Source organism: Wenjunlia vitaminophila DSM 41686 (genome assembly GCF_000380165.1).
GTDB classification, from domain to species: Bacteria; Actinomycetota; Actinomycetes; order Streptomycetales; family Streptomycetaceae; genus Wenjunlia; species Wenjunlia vitaminophila.
Window position 1 is genome coordinate 16,990 of the sequence record NZ_KB904672.1, and the last position, 23,603, is coordinate 40,592.

At 73.2% G+C, this 23,603-nt stretch carries 19 protein-coding genes, 1 pseudogene and 1 riboswitch; of the genes and pseudogenes, 2 read left to right on the forward strand and 18 right to left on the reverse strand.

The genetic code is table 11. From position 1 onward, the window contains the following. Window positions 1–39: 39 nt before the first annotated feature. From A3IG_RS0115110 to A3IG_RS29860, 7 genes are all read right to left on the reverse strand, one after another. A complete protein-coding gene (locus tag A3IG_RS0115110; protein ID WP_018384414.1) occupies window positions 40–1,263 on the reverse strand; it encodes an arginine deiminase in 1,224 nt (407 codons plus the stop codon). A 103-nt stretch (window positions 1,264–1,366) separates the two neighbouring features. Beyond that, the gene (locus A3IG_RS0115115) at window positions 1,367–3,967 is read right to left on the reverse strand and encodes a polynucleotide kinase-phosphatase (RefSeq protein WP_018384415.1); all 2,601 of its coding nucleotides are present in this window, start codon (window positions 3,965–3,967) and stop codon (window positions 1,367–1,369) included. Beyond that, window positions 3,964–5,484, reverse strand: coding sequence for a 3' terminal RNA ribose 2'-O-methyltransferase Hen1 (locus A3IG_RS0115120; protein WP_018384416.1), 1,521 nt, complete (start codon window positions 5,482–5,484; stop codon window positions 3,964–3,966). Before A3IG_RS0115120 ends, A3IG_RS0115115 begins: the two co-directional genes overlap by 4 nt. Window positions 5,485–5,676: 192 nt before the next feature. Beyond that, window positions 5,677–6,600, reverse strand: coding sequence for an LLM class F420-dependent oxidoreductase (locus A3IG_RS0115125; RefSeq protein WP_018384417.1), 924 nt, complete (start codon window positions 6,598–6,600; stop codon window positions 5,677–5,679). Between the two features lie 60 nt (window positions 6,601–6,660). After that, window positions 6,661–7,191 carry a DUF6099 family protein gene (locus A3IG_RS29855; protein WP_018384418.1) on the reverse strand — a complete coding sequence of 177 codons (531 nt, stop codon included), beginning with the start codon at window positions 7,189–7,191 and terminating at the stop codon, window positions 6,661–6,663. Window positions 7,192–7,604: 413 nt separating this feature from the next. Then, window positions 7,605–7,973: a nucleotide pyrophosphohydrolase gene (locus A3IG_RS0115135; protein WP_078500523.1), complete on the reverse strand. Its 369-nt coding sequence runs from the start codon at window positions 7,971–7,973 to the stop codon at window positions 7,605–7,607. A gap of 64 nt (window positions 7,974–8,037) precedes the next feature. Continuing rightward, window positions 8,038–9,333, reverse strand: a complete 1,296-nt coding sequence (locus tag A3IG_RS29860) for an AAA family ATPase (RefSeq protein WP_018384420.1) — start codon at window positions 9,331–9,333, stop codon at window positions 8,038–8,040. A gap of 181 nt (window positions 9,334–9,514) precedes the next feature. On the opposite strand from A3IG_RS29860, the gene dapD reads away from it, so the two are divergent. Next, window positions 9,515–10,507 (forward strand): 2,3,4,5-tetrahydropyridine-2,6-dicarboxylate N-succinyltransferase, encoded by a 993-nt coding sequence (dapD, locus tag A3IG_RS0115145; protein WP_018384421.1) that lies wholly within the window; start codon window positions 9,515–9,517, stop codon window positions 10,505–10,507. Between the two features lie 91 nt (window positions 10,508–10,598). Here the strand turns inward: dapD and A3IG_RS0115150 are convergent, their stop codons facing one another. From A3IG_RS0115150 to A3IG_RS0115190, 9 genes are all read right to left on the reverse strand, one after another. Further along, the gene (locus A3IG_RS0115150) at window positions 10,599–11,984 is read right to left on the reverse strand and encodes a serine hydrolase domain-containing protein (protein ID WP_026220284.1); all 1,386 of its coding nucleotides are present in this window, start codon (window positions 11,982–11,984) and stop codon (window positions 10,599–10,601) included. Window positions 11,985–12,074: 90 nt separating this feature from the next. Continuing rightward, window positions 12,075–12,398, reverse strand: coding sequence for a DUF202 domain-containing protein (locus A3IG_RS0115155; protein WP_236719033.1), 324 nt, complete (start codon window positions 12,396–12,398; stop codon window positions 12,075–12,077). Window positions 12,399–12,476: 78 nt separating this feature from the next. After that, window positions 12,477–14,123, reverse strand: coding sequence for an L-glutamate gamma-semialdehyde dehydrogenase (pruA, locus tag A3IG_RS0115160; RefSeq protein WP_018384424.1), 1,647 nt, complete (start codon window positions 14,121–14,123; stop codon window positions 12,477–12,479). Window positions 14,124–14,513: 390 nt separating this feature from the next. Continuing rightward, the gene (locus A3IG_RS0115165) at window positions 14,514–15,263 is read right to left on the reverse strand and encodes a DUF6182 family protein (protein ID WP_018384425.1); all 750 of its coding nucleotides are present in this window, start codon (window positions 15,261–15,263) and stop codon (window positions 14,514–14,516) included. After that, window positions 15,260–16,501, reverse strand: coding sequence for a hypothetical protein (locus A3IG_RS0115170; RefSeq protein ID WP_322887996.1), 1,242 nt, complete (start codon window positions 16,499–16,501; stop codon window positions 15,260–15,262). Before A3IG_RS0115170 ends, A3IG_RS0115165 begins: the two co-directional genes overlap by 4 nt. Then, window positions 16,498–17,355 (reverse strand): SAM-dependent methyltransferase, encoded by an 858-nt coding sequence (locus tag A3IG_RS0115175; RefSeq protein ID WP_018384427.1) that lies wholly within the window; start codon window positions 17,353–17,355, stop codon window positions 16,498–16,500. The genes A3IG_RS0115170 and A3IG_RS0115175 overlap by 4 nt, the downstream gene beginning before the upstream one ends. 28 nt (window positions 17,356–17,383) lie before the next feature. Then, window positions 17,384–19,069, reverse strand: a complete 1,686-nt coding sequence (locus A3IG_RS0115180; RefSeq protein WP_018384428.1) for a GH3 auxin-responsive promoter family protein — start codon at window positions 19,067–19,069, stop codon at window positions 17,384–17,386. Continuing rightward, on the reverse strand, window positions 19,066–19,695 hold the full coding sequence (locus A3IG_RS0115185) for a hypothetical protein (RefSeq protein ID WP_018384429.1): 630 nt from the start codon (window positions 19,693–19,695) through the stop codon (window positions 19,066–19,068). Before A3IG_RS0115185 ends, A3IG_RS0115180 begins: the two co-directional genes overlap by 4 nt. A 443-nt stretch (window positions 19,696–20,138) precedes the next feature. Continuing rightward, on the reverse strand, window positions 20,139–21,107 hold the full coding sequence (locus A3IG_RS0115190) for a pirin family protein (RefSeq protein WP_018384430.1): 969 nt from the start codon (window positions 21,105–21,107) through the stop codon (window positions 20,139–20,141). A 110-nt stretch (window positions 21,108–21,217) separates the two neighbouring features. Further along, window positions 21,218–21,445: riboswitch (cobalamin riboswitch) on the forward strand. 122 nt (window positions 21,446–21,567) lie between these two features. On the opposite strand from A3IG_RS0115190, the pseudogene A3IG_RS0115195 reads away from it, so the two are divergent. Continuing rightward, a pseudogene (locus A3IG_RS0115195) lies at window positions 21,568–21,900 on the forward strand (acyl-CoA thioesterase); the annotation flags it as partial. A 72-nt stretch (window positions 21,901–21,972) separates the two neighbouring features. Here A3IG_RS0115195 and trxA read toward each other — a convergent pair. Both trxA and A3IG_RS0115205 read right to left on the reverse strand, forming a co-directional pair. Then, window positions 21,973–22,335, reverse strand: coding sequence for a thioredoxin (gene trxA, locus A3IG_RS0115200; RefSeq protein WP_018384432.1), 363 nt, complete (start codon window positions 22,333–22,335; stop codon window positions 21,973–21,975). Between the two features lie 96 nt (window positions 22,336–22,431). Beyond that, window positions 22,432–23,379, reverse strand: coding sequence for an RNA polymerase sigma-70 factor (locus A3IG_RS0115205; RefSeq protein WP_018384433.1), 948 nt, complete (start codon window positions 23,377–23,379; stop codon window positions 22,432–22,434). Window positions 23,380–23,603 lie beyond the last annotated feature (224 nt).

The following is a 23,603-nucleotide window of genomic DNA, read 5'->3' on the forward strand; positions in this document are numbered from 1 at the left end:
GGCATCTTTATGCAATGCCGTCCCGCCGGGCGCTGCCGACTACGCCACGTCACGCTCCACGGGACAGCTCATGCAGCGCGGCCCACCCCGACCGCGCCCCAACTCACCACCGGGGATCTCGATGACCTCCACCCCCCGCCTGCGCAGGTAGGTGTTGGTGGTGGTGTTGCGGTCGTAGGCGATGACCACGCCGGGCTCGATCGCCAACACGTTGCAACCGTCGTCCCACTGCTCCCGTTCGGCGGAGTGCACGTCCTGGGTCGGGGTCAGCACCTCGATGCGGGGCAGGCCCAACGCCGCGGCGATGGCCTGGTGCATCTGCTCGGGTGGGTGGTCGGTGACCTTGAGCTCCTGGCCGCCCTCACCCGGCTCGATGGTGTACGAACGCAGCATGCCCAGGCCCGCGTACTTGGTGAAGGTGTCGGTGTCCACCATGGTCATCACCGTGTCAAGGTGCATCAACGCGCGGGACTTGGGCATGTCCAGGGCCACGATGGCGCGGGCCGAGCCCATCCGGAACAGCCCCCGGGCCAGCATCTCCACCGCCTGCGGCGTGGTCCGCTCGCTCATCCCGATCAGTACCGCGCCGTTGCCGATGACCAGCACGTCGCCGCCCTCGATCGTCGAGGGGTAGGCGTCCTGCCCGTTCGACCAGGTGTGGAAGTCGGCGGCGGCGAACCTCGGGTGGTGCCGGTAGATGGCCTCGAAGTGCACCGTCTCGCGCTGCCGGGCCGGCCAGCGCATGGCGTTGATGCTGACGCCGTCGTACACCCAGGCGGAGGTGTCCCGGGTGAAGAGGTGGTTGGGCAGCGGGGCGAGCAGGAAGTCGTCCAGGTCCATCACGTGGAAGCGCACGGACGCCGGCTCCTCCGCCCGCTCGAGGAACTCCCGCTTGGTCATCCCGCCCACCAGGTGCTGCGCCAGGACGTCCGACGGCATGGCGGCGAAGACCGCCCGGAGGTGGTCGGTCGCCAGGGGGCCGTACTCGCGCCCGTCGAAGACGCGGTCCAGCACCAGGTCCTTGGCCTTGGGCACGTCCAACGTCTCGCGCAGCAGGTCACCGAAGAGGTGGACCTCGATGCCGCGCTCACGCAGCGCGTCGGCGAAACCGTCGTGCTCCACCCGGGCCCGACGCACCCACAGCAGGTCGTCGAAGAGCAGGGCGTCCTTGTTGCTCGGGGTGAGTCGCTTCAGTTCGAGATCGGGACGGTGCAGGATCACCTGGCGCAGCCGCCCCACCTCGGAATCGACGTGGAAGCCCATCCATTCATCCTTCCACTTCGGCCGGGTTCGGCCGGACACGGATGCCCGTCGACAACCGTGTCCCCGCTCCCCCGTCCTGGTCATCCGGTCGAGGTGTATCTGATCACAAACGAGGATCGACCGGTTCGGACTCGAGCGCCAGAACCGCGAAGACCGCCTCGTGCACCCGCCACAGGGGCTCTCCCGCGGCCAGCCGATCCAGCGCCTCGAGACCGAGGGCGTACTCGCGCAGTGCCAGCGACCGCTTGTGGCCCAGGGACCGGGAACGCAGCCGGTCCAGGTGCTCCGGCCGGGTGTACTCGGGGCCGTAGATGATCCGCAGGTACTCCCGACCCCGGCACTTGATCCCGGGCTGGACCACACCCCGCTCACCACGGACGAACGCCTCGGCCGGCTTGACCACCATGCCCTCACCCCCCTCAGCGGTCAGCCCCAGCCACCAGGCGGTGCCCTCGGCGACCGAGTCGGCGTCGTGGGGGTCCACGACCAGGCGCCGCGTGGGGTGCAGCAGGGGCCTGTTATTTATGCCCGACTGGCTCTGTTCGTCCCTCCCCGCGCCGACGCGGTCCGCGGCCACCAGCCGGTCGATCCAGTCGAGGTGGACGGAGTGCGGGAGCGTCGCCACGTTGCGGCCCTGGACGGCCAGCAACTGGAACGGGGCCAGCCGCACCCCGTCCAGGCCGTCCACCGTCCAGCAGTAGCGGCGGTAGGCGTCCCGGAACGCCGACGCGTCACCGGACCTTCCCCGCTGCCGCTCCAGCAGTTCCCCGACGTCCACCCCGCGCTCGGCCGCACCGGACAGCGCCGCCAACACCGGGGGGAACACCGCACCGGCCGCGGCACCCACCGCGGCGTACTGCCGGCGCAGCAGCCCCGACGCCTTCAGCGACCACGGCAACAGCTCCGCGTCCAGGGCCAGCCAGCCGGTCTCCAGCTCCTCCCACAGACCGGCGCCCTCCACCGCCTGACGCAGCCTGGCCAGCACCGCCTCGGTCACCTCGGGCCGGTCGAAGAACGGGCGGCCGGTGCGGGTGTACACCGCACCCGTACCGACGGTGACCCCGAAACGCTCCCTGGCCACCTCCGCGTCGCGGCACACCACCGCGACCGCTCGCGAGCCCATGTGCTTCTCCTCGCACACCACGCGCCGCACCCCCTCGGCACGGTAGGCGGCGAACGCCTCCGCGGGGTGCTCCAGGTACCCGTCCGCGGTGGACGTGGCGCACGGCGCCATGGTCGGCGGCAGGTACACCAGCCAGCGCGGGTCCACCGCGAACCGGCTCATCACCTCAAGGGCCGCCGCGGCGTTCTCCTCCCGCACCGCCAGGCGGCCCTGCCGCGCGGTCTCCACCACCCGCCGGCCGGTCACGTCGGCCAGGTCGAGCGGGCGGCTCCCCGACGGACCAGCCGGCCGCAGCGGACGGACCGGCTCGTACCAGACCCGCTCCGCCGGGACCGCCACCAGCGACCGCTCCGGCCAGCGCAGCGCGGTCAGCGCCCCACCGAAGACGCACCCGGTGTCCACGCAGAGCGTGTTGTTCAGCCAGGAGGCGGTGGGCACCGGGGTGTGCCCGTAGACCACCGCGGCCCTGCCCCGGTAGTCCTCGGCCCACGGGTAGCGGACCGGCAGCCCGTACTCGTCGGTCTCCCCGGTCGTGTCGCCGTAGAGCGCGTGCGAGCGCACCCGGCCGGACGTGCGCCCGTGGTACTTCTCCGGCAGCCCCGCGTGGCAGACCACCAGCTTCCCTTCGTCCAGCACGTAGTGGCTGATCAGGGAGTCGACGAAGGCGGCCACCCGGGCCCGGAACTCCTCCCCCTCCCCGGCGAGCTGCTCCACCGTCTCCGCGAGGCCGTGGGTCGGCTGGACGGCGCGGCCCTTGAGGAACCGGCCGAGCTTGTTCTCGTGGTTCCCCGGCACGCACAGCGCGTGCCCCGCTTCCACCATGCCCATGACGAGCCGGAGCACCCCGGGGCTGTCCGGCCCCCGGTCCACCAGGTCGCCGACGAACACCGCGGTGCGCCCCTGCGGGTGCTCGGCGTCCACCGGTCGCCCCGCTCCGTCCCGGCGCACCACGTAGCCGAGCTCCCCGAGCAGCTCCTCCAGCTCCGACCGGCAGCCGTGTACGTCACCGACGATGTCGAACGGGCCGGTGCGCTCCCTGAGGTCGTTGTACCGGCGCTCCAACACGATCCGGGCGGCCTCGACCTCCTGCACCCCGCGCAGCACGTGCACCTTGCGGAACCCCTCGCGCTGCAGGGCCCCGAGGGAACGGCGGAGTTCGCGCCGCTGCCGGACGAGCACCTGGCGTGGCAGCCCGGCGCGGTCCGGCCGCTGGGCGTTGCGCTCCTGGCACACCCCCTCCGGAACGTCCAGGACGACGGCGACCGGCAACACGTCGTGCTCCCTGGCCAACCGGACGAGCGACCGACGGGAGTCCGACTGGACGTTGGTGGCGTCCACCACGGTCAGCCGCCCGGCCGCGAGCCGCTTGCCGACGATGTAGTGCAGCAGGTCGAAGGCGTCCGGGGTGGCGGACTGGTCGTTCTCGTCGTCGGCGACCATGCCGCGGCAGGCGTCGGAGGAAACGACCTGGGTGGGCAGGAAGTGCCGCCGGGCGAAGGTGGACTTGCCCGAGCCGGTGGTGCCGACCAGCACCACCAGGCACAGGTCCGGGACGCCCAGGGCCCTGTCGATGTCCGTCAACGTGAGTCCTCTCCCCCGGTGCGCGTGGCCCGGGCGGCCGCGGTGCTGCTTCCGGACGCCGTCGCGCCGTCAGTCGCGTCCTTGACGTGGGTGAAAATGGCGAGCTGGGTCGGTGGGCCCACCTCGGGGTCCTCCGGCCCCACCGGCCGGAACTCGACCTGGTACCCGTGGTCCTCGGCGACCCGCCCGGCCCAGGCCCGGAACTGGCTCCGGTCCCACTCGAACCGGTGGTCCGGGTGCCGGACACCGCCGGCGGGCAGGGACTCCCAGCGCACGTTGTACTCGACGTTGGGGGTGGTCACCACCACCGTGGTCGGCGCGGCGGCGTGGAACACCGCGTACTCGAGGGACGACAGCCGGGGCGGGTCCACATGCTCGATCACCTCGCTCAGCACCGCGGCGTCGTACCCCCGCAGCCGCTGGTCGGTGTAGGCGAGCGAACCCTGGACCAACGTCACCCGCGCCGCGAGGCGCTCTGACATCCGGTCGAGCCGCAGGCGCCGGGCCGCCGCGGCCAGGGCCCGCATCGACACGTCAACCCCGACCACCTCCGTGAACGTGAGGTCCCGCACCAGCACGTCCAGCAGCTGACCCTGACCGCATCCCAGGTCGAGCACCCGACGCGCCCCGGTGTCCCGCAGCGCCCGCACGATCGCCTCACGTCGCTGGACCGCCAGCGGAACCGGTCGCTCCTCGGTGTCCGCCGTCTCGTCCACCGCGTTGTCCAGCTCCTCGGGCTCGACGTCGTCCACCTCGGCGAGCCGGGCCAGCTCCAAACGCTCCAACGCGTCCTTGGTGAGCCCCCTGCGACGGGCCAGGTAGCGGCGGGTGATCAGTGCCTGCTCCGGGTGGTGCTCGAGCCAGCCCTCCCCCGCCCGCAGCAGCTTGTCCACCTCGTCCGCGGCCACCCAGTAGTGCTTGGCGTCGTCCAGCACCGGCAGGAGAACATAAAGGTGGCGGAGTGCCGACGACACGGTGAGCCGACCGTCCAACCGCAGCCGCACGTATCTCGACTCGCCCCACTCCGGGAACCGCTCGTCCAGGGCCAGCGGCTCGGCGCGCACCGCCCAGCCGAGCGGCTCGAACAGCCGGTGGACCAGGTCGGCACCGCCCTTCGCTGGCAGCGCCGGAACCTCGATCCGCAGCGGCAGAGGCCGGTCGACCAGCTCCGGTCGTGCGACGCACTGCCCCTTCAAGGCGCTGCCGAACACCGCCCGCAGCGCCACCGCCACCAGGGAGGTCGCCGCGTACGGCCGGTCGTTCACGTACTGCGCCAGGGCTGCGTCCGGGGCACCGCCACGCCCCCTGCCCCGGCCGCGCCGCACCAGCCCGACCGGATCGACCTCCAGGAGCAGGGCAGCGGTGCAGCGTTGCCGCGACGCCTCGGGATAGAAGACGTGCACCTGCCCTGACGTGGTGGAGAACCGCTGCGCGCGGTCGGGATGCTTGTGCAGCAGGAATCCGAGATCGGTCGCGGGTCGGTCCTGGTCGCCTGTCGTACCTATGGTGAGGAACACGCGAGCGAGTATTGCGGTCCGACCGTCGATCCCGTAGTGAATTCTTCTCCTCTTCCCTCCGTGCTCCCGGCTGCCCACTGCCCAGCCCACTGCCCCTGCTCCCGGTGGTCGGCGGACGGTGGTCGGCGGAGCCCGAGCGGCGGCGCGACCGGGCTCCGCCGAGCGACCCACCCGGGCGCCGGCGGCTGGACGTCAGTCGAGCTGCGTCCGCACCCGGGAGGAGATCAGCTCCAGGTGGTCCAGGTCGTCCAGATCGAGGATCTGGAGGTAGATCCGGTCGCACCCGATCTCCGCGTAGCGACCGATCTTCTCGACCACCTCCGCCGGGGACCCGGCGAGCCCGTTCTCCCGCAGCTCGGGCACCTCCCGGCCGATGGCCGCAGCGCGCCGGGCCACCTCGGCGTCGCTGCCGCCCACACACGCCACCAACGCCACCGAGTACGCCAGGTCGTCCGGGGCCCGCCCCTCCCGCTCCGCGGCCGCCCGCACCCGGTGGAACTGCGCCTCGGTCTCCTCCAGGGACGTGAACGGCAGGTTGAACTCCGTGGCGTACCTGGCGGCGAGGGCCGGGGTCCGGCTCACCCCTCGCCCGCCGATCAGCACCGGCAACCGCTGCTGCGCCGGCTTGGGCAGTGCCGGGGAGTCCCGCAGCTGGTAGTAGGCGCCCTCGTACGAGAAGGTCTCGCCGACCGGGGTCCCCCACAGCCCGGTCACGATGGCGAGCTGCTCCTCCAACCGCCCGAACTTCTCCTTGGGGAACGGGATGCCGTAGGCGGCGTGCTCGGCCTCGTACCAGCCGGCTCCCAACCCCACCTCGAGCCGACCGCCCGACATCTGGTCCACCTGCGCCGCGGTGATGGCCAGCACCCCCGGGAGCCGGAAGGTGGCCGCGGTCATCAGCGTGCCCAGGCGGATGCGGCTGGTCTCCCGGGCGAGCCCGGCCAGGGTGATCCACGCGTCGGTCGGGCCCGGAAGCCCGTCCGCACCGCCCATCCGGAGGTAGTGGTCGGAGCGGAAGAAGCCGTCGAAGTCCAACTGCTCCGTCGCCCTGGCCACGGTGAGCAGGGTCTCGTAGTCCGCCCCCTGCTGGGGCTCGGTGAAGATGCGAAGATCCATGCACCCATCCTGCAACGCGGCGGCGCACAGCGATCCACCAAGGGGCGCGTTCCCGGCCACTCAGCACCGCGGGTCCCGCACGCGGGGCGCCCAGGCACCGACCGGGGCCGCGGCGACCTGCGCCAACGGTGGGTCCGCCACCCGGGCGGGGGCGTCCTCCTCCAACAGCCGCAGGAGGTCGTCCAGCCGGGACCGGCACTCGTCGAGGGCGTCCAGGCCCTCCACGCACAGGCCGTACGCCGGCTCCTCGCCCGCCGCGCACGCCACCACGACCAACGCCACCCGCGCCTCGTCCAGCAGGGCGCGCAGGGCCCGCAACGCCGCGGCCGGCCACGGCACCTGGGTGAGCGCCGCGGCTCGTGGCTCGCCCACCCCGAACCCCGGCTGGTGCACCGCTCCGCACGCCCGGCCCCCCGCCTCGGACAGCGCGAACGAGGCCGCCTGGATCGCCAGCCCCCCGTGCCTGGCGAGATGGGCACCCACCGCCTCCACCAGCGCCTGTACCTGCCACACCTCGGCGAGGGTGCCCTGCGCCCCGCGAGCCTGGGCCAGCGCGTGCCGACTCGCCCCGATCAACCTCTCCACGTCCATCCGTGCCCCCTCGTTGCGTCCCCGTGGTCGGTGCCGTCCCTCGGCGCGACCGGTGGGAGTGCCCGGCACGGTGCCTGCCGTCACGTCCGTCGGCCGCCACCCGAGCTCCTGGCGGACCCCCACCATGACGGAACGACACCGACGGCGCCGGCACGGCGTCGCGATGTGTGGACAAGGCACGGCCTGTGGACAAAGCCCTCACCTGATCGAGTGGTCCGGGGGAGGGCACCGGGAAGGGAGGGCACCGGGAGGGGAGGGCAGTGCACGGCATGGTGTCGTGGAACGGGGCGGCGGATCGCCAGGCGACGCCCCGGGGCCGGGGCGCCCCCGAGCCGGGCGACCGCCTGGAGCTGGCGCGCCCCCGGGGCCGGGGCGCCCCGAGCTGGGGCGACCGCGCCGGGCAACGGCCCAGTTCAGTCCCGTAGCCGTCCGCCGGGCCGCACCGGGAAGCGGCGTTCGTTGCGTTCGATCTTCTCCGCCAGCGCCCGCAGCGGGTCGATCCCCAGGACCTCGCAGAACTGCAGCAGATAGGCGAGCACATCGGCGACCTCGTCGGCGACCCGGTGGGCGGACTCGGCGTCCTCCATCACTCCGGCCGACTCCTCCGGGGTGAGCCACTGGAAGACCTCCACCAACTCGGCCGCCTCCACGCTCAGCGCCGACGCCAGGTTCTTCGGGGTGTGGTAAGGCCCCCAGTCGCGGGCGTCAGCGAACGCGACGAGCCGCCTGCGCAGCGCGTCCAGGTCCGGCACGGGTACGGGCTCGGGGTCGTGGTCGGGCACCGCCCGCCGGGTGGGGGTGTTCTCGCCACGCGTGGTGCCTGGTTCCTCGTTCACCCCACCAGGTCTACCGCAACGGTAACGGGATCACCGTGACGCCCTCCGTTCCCTCCACCCAGGCACGGTGGTGGGCGCTGGCCACCACCCGCACGTGGCCGCGGGCACACATCCGCCCGGCCAACGCGAGGAGTTCCCGCACCTGCCCCTCGGCCAGTCCCCGGTCGAGGTCCTCGGCGGCCACGGTGAGCAACTGCAGGGCCCCGGGAACCTCGGCGGGGTCCATCGCGAGCACCCCGGGCCCGGTCAGCAGGACCAGCGACAGGGCCAGCGCGCGCAGTTCCCCCGCACCCAGCAGCGTCACCGGCATCCCGCCCAGGGGGCCCCGGTCCAGGGCCGCCATCACCGTGCCAGCGGCGCCGGGCACCACCGTCACCCCGTCCACCCGGTACGGGCAGACCGCCCGCAACGCCTCACCGAGCAACCCGTGCCGCACCCGGCACTCGGTCAGGGTCCGTGCCACCACGGCCGAGACGTTGCGGGCGTCCGGCTCCAGCATGGTGTTCCCTGCCGGCACCCAGTCCCGCATCGTCCGCGGCTCGGGATCGACCCGGAACACCCCGCGCAGCGCCACTACCAGTTGTTCCACCGCCGCGAGCACCAGGAGCTGTCCGGGGGTCCGCCCGGCCACCCGCAGGGGCAGCAGCGCCGAGGCCAGCCGGTCGTCCGGGAGCGGCGCCCTGGTCACGGGGACCCGCCCGGCGGTGTGCCAGGCCGCCTGCACGGAGCTCCCCCTGGGGTCCCGCAACGCCGTCTCCAGCAGCACCTCGCCCGCCCCGGTCAGCCGTTCTCCCACGAAGCGCAGCTCCGGCTCGACCTGCACGGCCAGGTCCAGCCGGACCGGCCCCACCGGCCCGCTGACGGTGCATCCCAGCCTGATGCCCCGTCTCCCCTGGTCGTCGGGGACCGTCCCCAGCGGCACGCACCCGACCGGGCCACCCGGGACGGCGTCCAGCACGTCCCGGAGCGGCTGCCCGCCGGCCAGCCCCGCCAGCACCGCGAGGGCCTCGAGCACGGTGGACTTCCCGCCGCCGGAGGGGCCGGTGCACACCGTCAGGGCCCCGAGTCGCAGCCGCGCCCCGCGGAAGGACCTGAACGCCGACAGGCGCAGCTCCGTCACCACGGGCCGCGGTTCGCTCCCCTCCCGACCGGCCCCCGCGGAACCGTCACCGCCCCGGTCCCCACCGCTCCCGTCCTCACCGGTCAGCCCCACAGGACCGTCGGCGCCCCGGAACCCACCGCCCCGTTCCTCGCCGATCCGCCCCGCGCCACGGCCGCCGCCGTCCTCCCCGACATCCCTGTTCATGGCCGGGAACGTTAGGCGCGGCGGCCCGCGCCGAACCGTATCGGCGCCGCGGAGTTAGCCCGTACCGGGGAACGCCCCCGCGGTGGGTGACCGACCCGCGCCCACCCACCCACCCCGCGGGAGGCTCCGCGCCGGGCCCTCCGGTTCGGCATTTCGAGCCGGCATTGACTAGCGTGCGAGTGTGAGCACTGACGACACCGCCCCCCGTACCACCGGCGCCGCGGCCAGCGGCCTGGCCACCCTCGCTTCCGACGGCACCGTGCTGGACACCTGGTTCGCCGCTCCGGCCCTGGTCGAGGATCCCGGCCCGGCCGGCACCTTCCGGCTGACCGGTGAGCAGGCCGCCTCCGAGCTCGGCGAGGCCGCGGCCCGCGCGCTGCGCAAGGACCCGATCCGTGAGGTGGAGGTGGTCGCGGTCCGTACCGTCATCTCCTCGTTGGACGACAAGCCGCTCGACGCCCACGACGGCTACCTGCGCCTGCACCTGCTCAGCCACCGGCTGGTGCGGCCCAACGGACAGAACCTCGAGGGCCTGTTCGGGTTGCTGGCCAACGTGGCGTGGACCAGTCTCGGCCCGTGCCCGGTGGACCGGTTGGACCAGGCCCGGCTGCTGGCCCGGGCCGCCGGCCAGCACGTGTCGGTGTTCGGCGTGGACAAGTTCCCGCGGATGACGGACTACGTGGTCCCCTCCGGAGTGCGGATCGCCGACGCGGACCGGGTCCGGCTCGGCGCCCACCTGGCCCCGGGCACCACGGTGATGCACGAGGGCTTCTGCAACTTCAACGCGGGGACGCTGGGCACCTCCATGGTCGAGGGCCGGATCAGCCAGGGCGTGGTGATCGGGAACGGCAGCGACATCGGCGGCGGCGCGTCGATCATGGGCACCCTCTCCGGGGGCGGCACCGCGGTGGTCTCCGTCGGTGAACGCTGCCTGCTCGGCGCGGAGTCCGGCATCGGCATCTCTCTCGGCGACGACTGCGTGGTGGAGGCCGGGCTCTACGTCACGGCGGGCACCAGGGTCACCCTGCCGGACGGCAACGTGGCGAAGGCCGTCGAGCTCTCCGGCCAGTCCAACCTGCTGTTCCGGCGCAACTCACTGAGCGGCGCGGTGGAGGTGCTGGCCCGCTCCGGGTCCTGGGGCGGTCTCAACGTCGAGCTGCACACCCACAACTGACCGGGCCCCGCCGGCCGGTGGGACGTCCCGCCGGGCACTCCGCCACCCCGGGGTGCCCGGCGGCCACCACGTCGACGCGGTGCGGCGGGGCTCACCGCGGTTGGCCGTGCCACCCCTGTGGGTCCACCCCGCCCGGCACCACGTCGGCCGGGTGGTAGGGCTCTCTGGTGAGCACGAACGACCCGAGGTCCAGGTGGCTCACCGTGCCGTCGGCCGCACGCACCACCCGCAGCACCTCGCCGGTGTAGTAGTTGTCGAGACCGATCCAGGTGCCGTCACCGCGCGCCCGGAACCGGGAGCCCCGGCCGGAGCCCCCGGCGGACAGCGGGGTCAGCTCGAGACCGCCCTCCCCGGTCAGGCGCAGGCCGTACGACGTGGTTCCCCAGTGCCAGAGCCCGGTCAGCGCCAGCAGGTCGTGCTCGACGTCCGGCAGCGGGGCCCACGGCTCGGGGATGCGGGGCTCACGCTCGTCAACGATCTCGATCAGGTCGGCCGCGATGGCCCCGGCCGCCGGCCCCGAGGTGGCGTTGGCCAGCACGATCCCGGCGAGCCCGGCGTCCAGGCACACCCGCAACGACGCGAGGAACCCCGGCATGGAACCCCCGTGTCCGTACAACAGCCGCCCACCCGCGCGGAACGACTCCAGCCCCAGCCCGTAGGCGTACCTCCCCGCGTCCTCCGCCTGGCAGGTGGCCGGCTCGCGCATCTCGGCCAGCGTCCCCGCCGCGAGGACCCGTTCGTCCCCCTCCAGCAGGAACGCCGCCCAGCGGCACAGGTCCTCGGCGGTGGACCACAGCTCGCCGGCCGGCGCCATCCGGCCGGTCTGCTGCACCTCCTCGGCGAGCACCGCGTCGGCCCACGGGTGGACCGCCCACCCCCTGGCGTGCGGGGCACGGGGAGATGGGGTGGTGCGCCGCATCCCCAGGGGCTCCAGCACCTCCCGCCGCAGGACCTCGTGCCAACTGTCGCCGCGCAGCCGTTCGACCAGGGCGCCGAGCAGGGCGTATCCGGGGTTGGAGTAGTGGAAGCGGCGACCGGCGGGGTGCCGTACCGGGTCGTCCCCCAGGAGGTCGCCGATCTGGGGCCGCAACTCCCCCGGGGTGCGTTCCCACCAGGGGCCCGGGGTCTCCGAGGCGAGGCCCGAGGTGTGCGACAGCAGGTGCAGCACGGTCACCCCACCGACCCCGGTGCCCGGCAGGTGCTCGCCCAGCGGGTCGCCGAGATCGAGCAGGCCCTCGTCGCGGAGCCGCATGACCAGGACCGCCACGAACGTCTTGGTGAGCGAGCCGATCCGGTACTGGGTGTCCCCGTCGGGGACCTGCCCGTCCACCAGCCCCCTGCCCCGCACCCATACCGGGGCCCCGTCCCGCATGACGGCCCCGACCAGCGACGGGGTCCGCCCCTCGACCTGCCCGGTGGCGACCCGGTGCAGTAGGGCGCGGCGGGTCTCGGGCAGCAGCTCAGTGGTGGATGTCATGCGTGCCATGCAACCACACCGTTACCGACGGGTCGTCAGGGCGCCGACCGGTGGCGCCCACGGGAAGGACGGGGGCGCGGGCCGGCCCCGTCAGGTGACCGCGAAGGCCGCGGGCAGCATCACCCCGACCACCGTGACGCCGAGCGCCAGCGGCCCGGCCCTCGGCGCGGGGAGCGGAGTGGACCGCCGCAGGCAGCGCTCCACCCGCGCCCGGCCGAACCAGGAGTGCACCGCCGTGGCGCAGCCCAACACCAGCAGCAGGACCACCAGGACTGGCCGCAGGACCTGGTGGTCCGGGACGTCGAGCGCTTCCAGGGCCACCCCGGCGGCCAGCAGGGCGAGCGCGGTCCGGGTCCAGGCCAGGAAGGTGCGTTCGTCGGCGAACGAGAAGCGCGGGGCAGGTTCGTCTCCCACGCCGTAGACCCATCGGGGCCAACGGTTGTTCCCGGGTGTCTGCCGCGCGCGCACCTTCCTGGCCGCCACGGGCCCGCGTCAGCTCCCGCTGGTGCTGCCCATGTGGGGGTACCGGTAGTCGGTCGGGGGCAGCAGCGCCTCCTTGATGGACCGGGTGGAGGTCCAGCGCATGAGGTTCTGCGCGGAGCCCGCCTTGTCGTTGGTGCCGGACGCCCGGCCGCCACCGAACGGCTGCTGTCCGACGACCGCCCCGGTGGACTTGTCGTTGATGTAGAAGTTGCCCGCCGCGAAGCGGAGCCGGTCCATGGTGGCCACCGCGGCCGCGCGGTCCCCGGCGATCACCGAGCCGGTCAGGGCGTAGTCCGACACCGACTCCATCTGGTCGAGCATCTCCTCGTACCGCTCGTCGTCGTAGACGTGGACGCCGAGGATCGGACCGAAGTACTCGTCGCGGAAGACCTCGTTCTCCGGGTCGGAGCAGACCAGCACGGTGGGCCGGACGAAGTAGCCGATGGAGTCGTCGTAGCTGCCGCCGGCCGCCACCTCGACGGCGGGGTCCGCGGCGGCCCGGTCGATGGCCGCCTTGTTCTTGGCGAAGGCCCGGTCGTCGATCACCGCGCCCATGAAGTTGCTCAAGTCGGTGACGTCGCCCATGCTCAGGCCCTCGACCTCGGCGAGGAAGTCCTCGCGGAACCCGCTCTCCCACAGCGAACGCGGCAGGTAGGCCCGGGAGGTGGCCGAGCACTTCTGGCCCTGGTACTCGAAGGCGCCGCGGACCAGTGCGGTCCTGAGCACCGCCGGGTCGGCGGACGGGTGGGCGACCAGGAAGTCCTTCCCGCCGGTCTCGCCGACGATCCTGGGGTACGAGCGGTAGGTCTCGATGTTCTCGCCGACCGTCCGCCACAGGTAGCGGAAGGTCCTGGTCGATCCGGTGAAGTGGATGCCGGCGAGCTCCGGGTGGGTCAGCGCCACCTCGGAGACGGCGATGCCGTCGCCGGTCACCAGGTTGATCACGCCGGGCGGCAGCCCGGCCTCGGTGAGCAGGCGCATCAGCAGGACCGCGGCGTGGGTCTGGGTGGGTGAGGGCTTCCAGAGCACCACGTTGCCCATCAGCGCCGGGGCCGTGGGCAGGTTGCCGGCGATGGCGGTGAAGTTGAACGGGGTGATCGCGTAGACGAAGCCCTCCAGCGGGCGGTGGTCGAGGCGGTTCCACACCCCCGGGGAGTTGGCCACCGGCTGCTCGGCGAGGATCTGCCGGGCGAAGTGAACGTTGAACCGCCAGAAGTCCACCAGCTCGCACGGGGAGTCGATCTCCGCCTGCTGGGCGGTCTTGGACTGGCCGAGCATGGTGGAGGCGGCGATGGTCTCCCGCCAGGGGCCGGCGAGCAGTTCCGCGGCGCGCAGGAAGATCGCCGCCCGGTCGTCGAAGGGCAGCTCGCGCCAGGCGCGGGCGGCGCCGAGCGCGGCGTCGATGGCTTCCCTGGCGTCGGCCTGGGTGGCGTTCGCGTAGGTGCCGAGGACGGCGCTGTGGTTGTGCGGCTGGACGACGTCGAAACGGTCACCGCCGCCCATCCGCTCCCGACCGCCTATGGTCATCGGGAGCTCGACCGGGTTGCCGGCCAGCTCCTTCAGCTTCGCCTCGAGCCGGGACCGCTCCTGGCTGCCCGGCGCGTAGCTATGCACCGGCTCGTTCACCGGCGCGGGGACCTGGGTCACAGCGTCCATGAGGTGGGGGTTTCCCTTCACTAGTGGTGCACGGGCGGGTGCCTGTGGCGGGCNCCCGCCGCGGTCGGGCCTCGGCCGGCGGTGGCCGGCGACTGCTTCGATTCTCGCCGAGCGGTCCGACGGGGTGTCGTCGCCCTGTTCGAACGATGGTGGGTCCGGTCAGACCATAGAGGGCGGAGAAGCCCGGTGTCAGGGAGGGGTGGGGCAAAAGGGGCGTCGTCACCGACCGTGCGGGCGCGCGGACGCGGACCTTCGGTCGCTGGGCGCTCGGGCGGCTCGGCCGTCAGCCGGTGATCGAGGCGGTGGCGACGGGGACCGGGTGCGGCGACCGGCGGGGGCCACCACGCCGGGGAGCGGTCGTCGCGGCGGCGGTGGGCGGGACCTGCGGCCTCAGGTCTCCGCGGTCAGCCCCGCGTACGCCCGTAGCTGCCGGGGGCGGTGCGGATCGGTGTCCACGCGCAGCGCGGCGAACGGCACGGTCAGGCCGGCGAGGCGCGGCACGGAGCGGATGGTCAGCCGGTCCCCGGGGCGTACCAGCCCGTCCAGGGCGGCCTCGGCGAGGAGGTGGTTCACCTGGACGAGGACGTCGGAGACGGTGACCCGCACCGTGCTGATGTACAGGTCGCGGTGGACCGGACCCCGACCCGGCGGGGGCCCGGCGGGGGCGGGGGACGGGACCTCCACGGTCACCGGTGCCCAGGCGGTCAGTTCCCTGGTCCCGCTGAACGTCCTGAGCAGTCGGCGCAGCGGGGTGGTGTCCCCCTCGGCGGAGGGGCCGACCCAGGCCATCGAGCCGTCGTCGGCGACGTGGTCGAGACGGAATCGTTCCTTCACGTTGTCGGGCCGCCCGGCCAGGTGCAGTGTTCGGGTGAACGAGCGCCGCCAGGGCCGGGCGCGGTCAGCGGGCAGCGACAGCGCGAAGCGGCACGTCTCCACCACCCACCGCGGCAGCGAGAACACGCTGATGACGGTGACGACGACGGCGCCGTCCGAACCGTCCGCGGCCGACGCCGTGACCGCCTCCCTCGCGCTGCACAGGGCCTCAGGCGTGGACAGGTCGAGCTGCCCGGCCAGCTCGGGGCGCGTCGCGCGCAGCCGGTCGGCGGCGACCGTGAGCAGGAGTTCGGGGGTGAGCGTCATAGGTACACCGTGGTGAGCAGGTCGAGGCCGGGCGACCGGCGTCCCCGGCCGAGCAGGGACGCGGTGAGCCGGTAGGGGTCGATGTGGATGTGGCCGCGACGGTGCGGCTCCAGCAGCGCCGGCAGGGCGTGGTCGGCGTCCGTCCGCGGCGCCTCCTCCGCCCGGCGCAGCAGGCGCTCCGCGCGGTCCAGGGCCTTGCGCAGCAGGTCGTACCGGAACGACTCGTGCTGCCCCGGCCCGAGGGTGGCGATGAAGTACAGGCGCATGCCGAGCCGGAGCGCGGCGGGACCGTGGTCCTCGCCGACGGAACGCAGGAGGGCGTCCACGGTGTGCCGGTGCCAGCCGCCGTGTCGGGCGGAGGTGATCTTCCCGTCGATCGGCACCCGGCCGATGGGCACCCGGTGCACCACGGTCCCCCTGGCGCTGAGCACCCGCGCCAGGAGCTGGTAGTCCGGGTCGAGTTCGCGGTCGTACAGCACCACCACCTCGTGGTACAGGGGGGCCAGGGGCAGCAGTTCCCGCAACGCGCAGGCGAGGTAGTTGGGGCGTCCGTCCGCGGTGACGATCTGCCGCAGCGGCAGGCCGAACCGGGTGGCGTCGAGGTACACGGGACCTCCCACGTCCCGCTGGTCCAGGCCCAGGCCCGAGGTGACCAGGTCCTCGACCATCTCCTCCAGGCCGAACCCGGGCGGCTGGTGTGCCAGCAGCCCGGGGTCGTGCAGGCCGAGCCTGGCGTAGTGCCCCGCCCACAGCCGCAGCACGCGGGCGCTGGCGGGGTGGACGAAGCCGGTGTGCTCGACGGCTTCGGCGTAGGGGCGCACCTGCGCGGCGGTGGGCGGTCTGCCCTCGGCGCGGAAGCGCACGTACAGCTCGCCGATGTCCTCCTCGGACATGGCCGTGTAGTCGGTTTCGCCCCGGGTCCGGTCGAGGAATTCCCAGAACCCCAGTGTCTGCTCCGTCGGGTGGTACGTCGTGTGGCTGTAGCGGTAGGTCACGTCGGCGAGCGGCGCGGTGGCCCGGAACATCGTGTCCGTCCAGAGCAGGCCCTTGAGGTGGCTGGGGGTCAGCGGCTTGGACGGCGTGACGGTGACCGGTGCGAGCAGCACCCTGCGGCGCGTCCCGCCTCCCCCCTCGCGGGGACCGCCCCGGGTCGCGGTGCGGACGGCCGGGCCGACACCTCCGGCGCCCCCTCCCGCGACGCCGCCCGCGGGTACGGCGGACGCGGTGGGCGCGGTCAACGGCGCTGTCCGTGGACGAAGAACACCCGGCGCACGTCCTTGACGTCACGCGCTGGGACGGGGTCCGGCCAACGGCCGAAGTCCGCGCCTGGTTCACCGGGCTGCGTGGCCTCGACGTCGAACCCGTACCGGTCGAAGAGGGCTTCGGGCTCGTCGGTGCCGAACACCCAGGGACAGCCCCAGCCGGCGAAGAGGTCGAGCAGCCCCCGCATCTGCGGCAGGGTCAGCGCCGCCGCGTTGACCAGGTCGGCGGCGATGCGGCTGCCGGGTGCCAGCACGGCCGCGACCCGCTCCAGCACGTGGTGGGTGTCCGGTTCCGGGACGTAGTAGAGCAGCCCCTCGATCAGCCAGGTGGACGGCAGGGCCGGGTCGTAGCCGGCGGCGACCAGCTGGCTCTCCCAGTCGTCAGCGGTCAGGTCGACGCCCACCGCACGGCGGGACACCTGCGGGGTGTCGCCCCGGAGCCGCTCCTCCTTGTACGCCAGCACCGCCGGGCGATCGACCTCGAAGTAGCGGACGTGGTCGGGCCACCGCATCCGGTAGGCCCTGGAGTCCATGCCGGCCGGGGCCAGCACGACCTGGGTCATCTCCGGGTCCTGCACCGCCCCCCGCAGGAACTCGTCGAAGAACCGGGTCCGGATCGCGTTGTAGTCGGGTGAGCTGGGCAGGGAGCGAGGCCTGCCGGGCGGGAAGGTGGCGTCCCGCACCTCGGCCAGGAGCGCGGGCCCGGCGTCGCCGGCCAGCTTGGCGGCGTAGGGGTCCTCGTAGAGGCGGTCGTCGCGCTGCGACTCGGCGGCGCGCAGCGCGGCGGTGAGCAGGGCGGTCCGCTCCACGGGGTTCAACAGGTCGGTCATGTGTGGGGTTCCTCGTGCCGTGTGCGGATCAGGACGTGGGGGTGCCGGTCAGGCGCTGCCACAGGGTGTCGTCCTGTCGGAACAGCCGGTCCTTGACCTGGGTGGGGCGGATGCCGCTGCCGACGGCCTGGTGCCAGTCCCGGTGGAACGCCTGCGGGTCGAGCAGCCGCAGTGCGGGCGCGGAGAGCCGGTGGTCCGTGCGTGCCCGCCGGTAGTCGGCGGACTCCCGCTGCAGTGCCGCGTCCAGCAGGGCCGCGAAGCGCGTGACCTCCGCGTCCTGCCAGGGGGTGTGCGGGGCGACGGCGAACAGGTAGCGGGGGGCGGCGCCGTCGGGTGCCTGCTCCACCCGGCAGGTGACGTTCACGAGCCCCAGTCCCGTACTGGTCAGCGCGGTGCGCAGGGCCCGGATGACCTGGGACTCGCGCAGCCGCTCGCCGACCGCGTCGGAACGGTTGGCCCGGCCCGCGTACTCCACTCTCGGTACGCCCCCGACCAGGTCCACGACGCGGACGACGTCCCCGACGGCGTACCGGTACAGCCCGCCGACGTGGCTGAAGAGCACGTGGTACTCGCGCCCCGCCTCGAGTTCGTGCGGCAGCAGCGTCCCAACGTCGGGCGTGAGGTCGGCGTCGGCGTCCACGAACTCGTACACCGAGGCCGACACGACGAGGCTCCCGGCGGAACCGTGCCGGTCGAGTGGCACCCCGACGGGGCCCTCGGACGCCGCCACCGGCGCGGGCAGCGCCGCGACCCCGATGCCGAACCGCTCGCGCAGCGACGGGAGGTACAGGGACGCCACTCCCGTGGTCCAGCAGAACAGGGCCCTGATCCGGGGCCACACGTGCGCCGGGGACACGCCACCGAAGTGCTCGGCCAGCCGCTCGAGCTCAGCGGCGCGGTGCGGGTCCGGGCTGCCGTGGGGCACGCCGCCCAGGGTGCCGTCGCGCACCTCCTTGACGATGCGCTCCCACCACAGGGTGAGCTGGTACGGCACAGCGGCGATCATCGCCGGGTTGATGCCGATGAGGCACCGCACGTCACTCTGCACCGCCAGCCTCAGCCGCAGGTACATCTTCTCCAGGTGGTCGTCGGGTGCGACGTCCACGGGGAGCGTGGCCCAGGGAGCGGCGGTGCCGAGTTCGGCCGACAGCGGCTCCCCGAACTTCTGGCCGAAGTCAACCTGGCTGGCGCCCACGTGGGGTTGGCCGTCAGCCGTGGTGGGTGGCGCGGCGAGCGGGTCGTGCTTGAGGTTGAGCACCGCGTCGGGCCGGTGCGTGACGTCGGGGAAGTTCTCGATGAGCGGCGCCCACGCGGCGTAGTAGAAGGGGAAGAAGGTGGTCCGCATGAACCTGGGGGTCACCGGGATCTTCTTGTGGGCGCCGGTGCTGCCGCTGCTGGTGAAGTACACGACCGGCCGGTCGGCCGACAGCAGGTTCGGCTCGCCGGCCGCCGTGCGCTCGATGAGCGGGGCGTGGGCCGCGTAGTCCTGGACGGGGACGGCCTTGCGGAAGTCGTCGATGTCGCGTATTCGGTCGAAGCCGTGCCGCGTGCCGAACTCGGTGGCCGCGTTGAACGCGAGGAGGTCGGCGAGGACCCGCTGCTGCTGCCCGCCCATGTCCTCCAGCGCGCCGGCCAGGCGGTCGCGTTCGGCCAGGACCCTCTCCCGGTAGCGGTCGGCGTGTCCCGGAGCCGCCCACCCCCTGTTCGCGGTCACGGGGTGAGCACCTCCACCACCGCGTCGGCGGCCCTGGTCACGCTGGGCTGTTCCTCGATGATCGTCACCGGCAATTCCCGTACCTCTTCCAACATCAGTTTGCGCAGGCTCTTCTGGTAGCTCTCGAAGCCCAGCCACTCGGGGCGGTCGCCGAAGTACTCCAGGGGGTTGAGTCGGGTCCCGTTGCCCGAGCGCCGCCAGGCCGACTCGGGCGAGACGTCGAGGTAGACCACCGCGCGGGGGCGCGGGAAGGAGCGCCACCAGCCGTACATGGGGTGGTCCTGCACCCCGGCCAACCGGCACTTCGCGAGGATCTTGTAGTAGTAGGAGTCCATCAGCAGCGGGACGTCCTCGTCGTGGCGCCGCAGTTCGTCCCTGAGGTGGATGACCGCGGTCTGCAGGAGGCCGACCAGGAAGTCCGTGGAGTACGACGTCCCCAGGTGCGGCAGGACGTCCCTGACCACGTTCCGGCGCAGTTGGGTGACGAGTGCGTGGCCGCTCCCGACGAGGCCGTCGTCCGTCGACACGGCCCGCCACCCGGGGAGGCGGACCGCCAGCTCCCTCATCACCGAGGACTTGCCGGCGCCGTCCGGCCCCAGGAGCACGAAGAAGCACCGGTCGGTCATGCCGCTCCCCCGGGGCTCGGAGGGGCCGCCGCGGTGTCACCGGAACACGCCGGGTGCGGCTCGGCGCGGTCGGCTAAATCCCCGCTGACCGTGCCGACCGGAAGCGGTCCCGTGCCGTTCCGAACCCGGGCACCTTCGGGTGGCCGTCGGCGCGGGGAACGGGCCGGGTGGGGCGCACGCCGCGAACGCTCACCTCGGGGTCGCATGGCCGCCTCGCCCCATGGCCGCACCTGTCCTTCGCCGTCACACCTCTGTCACGAGGCGCCAAACTATAACCGAGCCGGAAGCCCCCAACTCTCGCTCCTGACTCGAGGTCAGGCACATCTCCTCGAGTGGTTGGGGACGTTCCGCTCCCGCTTCCGGACGGACGAAGGACGGCCCGGCTGACGCCCCCCGGGTGGCGCACCCGAGGCGCTGTCAGCGGGTCCGCCGGGGGCACCCGCTCAACGGGCGCGACCGCGGGCCTTGAGCGGTGTCGCGGGCAGCACCGGGGCCGGCAGGGGTTCGCCGTCGAAGCCCTCAACGACGCCGAACCGGTCGCCGGACATCCACGCCGTCCGCGCCTCCTCGATGTCCTGGTGGGTGCGGCCGACGAAGTTCCACCACATGACGATCTCCTCGGCGAACGGCTCGCCGCCCAGGAGCAGCAGCCCGGCGTCGCTGGTCGCGCTCAGCGGCAGTTCCCGCCGACCGGAGCCGAGGTACAGCATGGCTCCCGGGTCGAGCGGCACCCCGTCCACCCGCGTGGTCCCGGACATCGTCAGCACCGCGTACTCGAAGTCGGGCTCCACGGGAAGCCGCACGTCGGCACCCTCGGTGAGGGCGACGTCGAGGCCGAGCAGGGGCGAGTAGGTGGTGCCCGGGGAGCGCACCCCGTCGGTCTCCCCGAGGATGACGGTGGCCCGCAGGCCGCCGCGCGAGCTGACGACGGGCAGGTCGGGGTGGTGCTCGAAGGCCGGCGCGACGGCGCGGTGGGGGCCGGGCAGCGCCACCCAGAGTTGGGCGCCGTGCAGCAGGGGGGCGTGCTCCCGGGGTGACTGCTCGGCGTGGGATATGGCCCGGCCCGCGGTCATCAGGCCGAGCTCGCGGGGGCGCACCGTCTGCAGGCTCCCGAGGCTGTCGCGGTGCAGGACCTCCCCGTCGTGCAGCCAGCTCACGGTCTGCAGGCCGGTGTGCGGGTGGGGCGGGACCCACATGCCGGGCTCGTCGGCGATGTCGTCCGGCCCGTAGTGGTCCACGAAGCACCAGGCGCCCACCATGCGGCGGCCGAGGTTGGGGAGCAGCCTGCGGACCACGGTGTCGCCCCCCAGGGAGGTGGTGCGCGGCGGCAGCAGTTCGTGGGTGGGCCGGCCGGGGACGGCTCCCCGACCACCGCGCAGCAGCGGCTTGGACAGGGGTTCGAGGTCACTCATCGCGATCTTCCTCTCGTGCTGCCACGGCCCCACTGGGGCAGACCCACCGTAGGTCAGTCTCGTTAACCTTTCAACTAAACCCCGCAGCCCGCCGCCGTCGCGGCGCGGTTAGGCTGACGGGCGCAGCGGGTTCGCCCCCGTCCGCCAGGCGGGAGGCGTCGCAAGAGGGAACCCGGTGGGAGTCCGGGACTGCCCCGCAGCGGTGAGCGGGAACGACCGCCGTCATACGCACTGGGCCCAGCGCCCGGGAAGCGACGGCCAGTAGGAACCTCGTCGTACGGATCGGTACGACAGGTGCGTCCGCGAGTCCGAAGACCTGCCCGCTGCCCGCACGCCACCGGCGCGTGCGGTCCCACCCCGCCGCGACTCGCGAAGGAGAGTTGACGTGGCCGACCCGACCGCCACCCTGCGGACCCCCACCAAGCACCCGGCCGAATCCCGGGTCACGCTCGCCCACATCATGAGCGAGCACGACACCAACCTGTACGGAACCATCCACGGCGGCGTGGTGATGAAACTCATCGACGACGCCGCGGCGGCCTCCGCGGGACGCCACGCCGACGGGCCCGCCGTCACGGTCTCGGTGGACCGGATGACGTTCCTGGCGCCGGTGCGCGCCGGGGACCTGCTGACCGTGCACGCCGAACTGGAGCGTGCCGGACGGACCTCGATGACGGTGGGGGTCCGGGTGACCGCCGAGCGGTGGAACGCCTCGGGGCCGACCGCCGAGGTGGCCACCGGGCGGTTGACCTTCGTCGCGGTCAACGCCGACGGCCGGCCCCGCCCGGTGCCGGCCCTGAGCGGCGGAACGGCAGCCTGAGCGAGGACGGTCGTCAGGGGTCCGGGGCCGGTCCACCGCCCACGGTCACTCCGTGCGCTCGGCCAGCTTGCGGCGCACCTCGTCCATGTCCACCTCGCGGACCCGCGTGATCAGGTCCTCCAGCGCCGCCTCTGGCAGGGCGCCTGGCCGCGCGTGCAACACGACACGCTCGCGCACCGCCATCAGGGTGGGGATCGAGGAGATGGAGAACGCCGCCGCAAGCTCCTGCTCCGACTCCGTGTCGACCTTGCCGAACACGATGTCGGGGTGGCGCTCGGAGACGCGCTCGAAGATCGGACCGAACATCCGGCACGGGCCGCACCACTGCGCCCAGAAGTCGAGGAGCACGATGCCGTCGCCGGCGACTGTCGCGTCGAAGCTGTCGCGTGTCACTTCCACAGTGGCCATGATCATCTCCAGAGAAGGGATACCCCCGCTGGTATGAAAGCGCCGAGGGGAGCGGCGTTGTTCCCGGCCTGCCACATGCCCAGCGGCCGGTCGGCCTCAGAGGCTCACGGCGGTCTCCCGTTCCACCCGTGACAGCTTCTCGGGGTTGCGCACGTGGTAGAGCCCGGTGACGTAGCCGTTGTCGACCCGCACCGCCAGCACGCCGTCGACCTCCTCGCCGCGTCGGACGAGCAGCGCCGGGCCACCGTTGACCTGCACCCACTCGACCCGCCTCTCGGGGTCGTGCCGGTAGCGGCCCGTGGACAGCAGGCGAGCCACCTTGCCGGCCCCGACGACGGGCCTCAGCAGGGCACGTCTGACTCCCCCGCCGTCGCTCAGGGCGACGACGTCCGGCGCGAGGATGTCGAGCAGACCCTGCAGGTCACCGGTTTCGATCGCTCGTTGGAAGGCCCGGAGTGCGGCTCGGGTCTCGGCCGGGGAGACGGTGCCGCGTGGCCGGCGGGCGGCGACGTGCGCCCGTGCCCGGCGGGCGACCTGTCGCACGGCGGCGGGGGTCTTGCCGACGGCTTCCGCGATCTCGTCGTACTCCACGTCGAACACCTCACGCAGCACGAACACCACCCGCTCGGTGGGCCCGAGCGTCTCCAGCACCAGCAGCATCGCCATCGAGAGGCTGTCGGCCAGCTCGGCGTCCTCGGCAACGTCGGGGGCGGTCAGCAGCGGCTCGGGCAACCACGGCCCGACGTAGGACTCCCTACGACGACGGAGCGCACGCAGCCGGTCCAGTGCCTGCCGGGTGACGATCCGCACCAGGTAGGCACGCTCCTCCCGCACCGTGCCGAGATCGACGCCCACCCAGCGCAGCCAGGTCTCCTGCAGGACGTCCTCGGCGTCGGTGGCCGAACCGAGCATCTCGTAGGCCACGGTGAAGAGCAGGTTGCGGTGGGCGACGAACGCCTCGGTGGCGGAGTCCAGGGAGTCCGCGCGGTCGGCACGGTCGAGGGGTTCCGCCGCGTCCGTGGTCCGCTCGCCGCGCTCGCCCATGCCCGGCCCCTGTCTGTCCGCTCTCCACATCGCCACGCGCACAAGACGCCGGTCTCCCCCGATCTGTGACACCGACGGACGGTGGTTCATGTCACACGTCCGCGCTGTCACAGGGAGCGGGTCGCCAGCGTCTCGTGGTCGTCAGGACGCCGCGCGAACGGTCAGGGACGCACCCCGACACCGGAGTCGCACCCCCCTGGTCGGCGAGGAGGTCCTGACGTCCA

Excerpts from the sequence above, each read along its gene's own strand:
- A3IG_RS0115125 (WP_018384417.1), bottom strand. The coding sequence starts at position 6,600 with ATGGATCTTCGCATCTTCACCGAGCCCCAGCAGGGGGCGGACTACGAG.
- A3IG_RS0115205 (WP_018384433.1), bottom strand. The coding sequence starts at position 23,379 with ATGGGCGAGCGCGGCGAGCGGACCACGGACGCGGCGGAACCCCTCGAC.
- A3IG_RS0115175 (WP_018384427.1), bottom strand. The coding sequence starts at position 17,355 with ATGACCGACCTGTTGAACCCCGTGGAGCGGACCGCCCTGCTCACCGCC.
- A3IG_RS0115150 (WP_026220284.1), bottom strand. The coding sequence starts at position 11,984 with ATGACATCCACCACTGAGCTGCTGCCCGAGACCCGCCGCGCCCTACTG.
- trxA (WP_018384432.1), bottom strand. The coding sequence starts at position 22,335 with ATGGCCACTGTGGAAGTGACACGCGACAGCTTCGACGCGACAGTCGCC.
- pruA (WP_018384424.1), bottom strand. The coding sequence starts at position 14,123 with ATGGACGCTGTGACCCAGGTCCCCGCGCCGGTGAACGAGCCGGTGCAT.
- A3IG_RS0115185 (WP_018384429.1), bottom strand. The coding sequence starts at position 19,695 with ATGACCGACCGGTGCTTCTTCGTGCTCCTGGGGCCGGACGGCGCCGGC.
- A3IG_RS0115165 (WP_018384425.1), bottom strand. The coding sequence starts at position 15,263 with ATGACGCTCACCCCCGAACTCCTGCTCACGGTCGCCGCCGACCGGCTG.
- A3IG_RS29860 (WP_018384420.1), bottom strand. The coding sequence starts at position 9,333 with ATGAACAGGGATGTCGGGGAGGACGGCGGCGGCCGTGGCGCGGGGCGG.
- A3IG_RS29855 (WP_018384418.1), bottom strand. The coding sequence starts at position 7,191 with ATGGACGTGGAGAGGTTGATCGGGGCGAGTCGGCACGCGCTGGCCCAG.
- A3IG_RS0115110 (WP_018384414.1), bottom strand. The coding sequence starts at position 1,263 with ATGGGCTTCCACGTCGATTCCGAGGTGGGGCGGCTGCGCCAGGTGATC.
- A3IG_RS0115190 (WP_018384430.1), bottom strand. The coding sequence starts at position 21,107 with ATGAGTGACCTCGAACCCCTGTCCAAGCCGCTGCTGCGCGGTGGTCGG.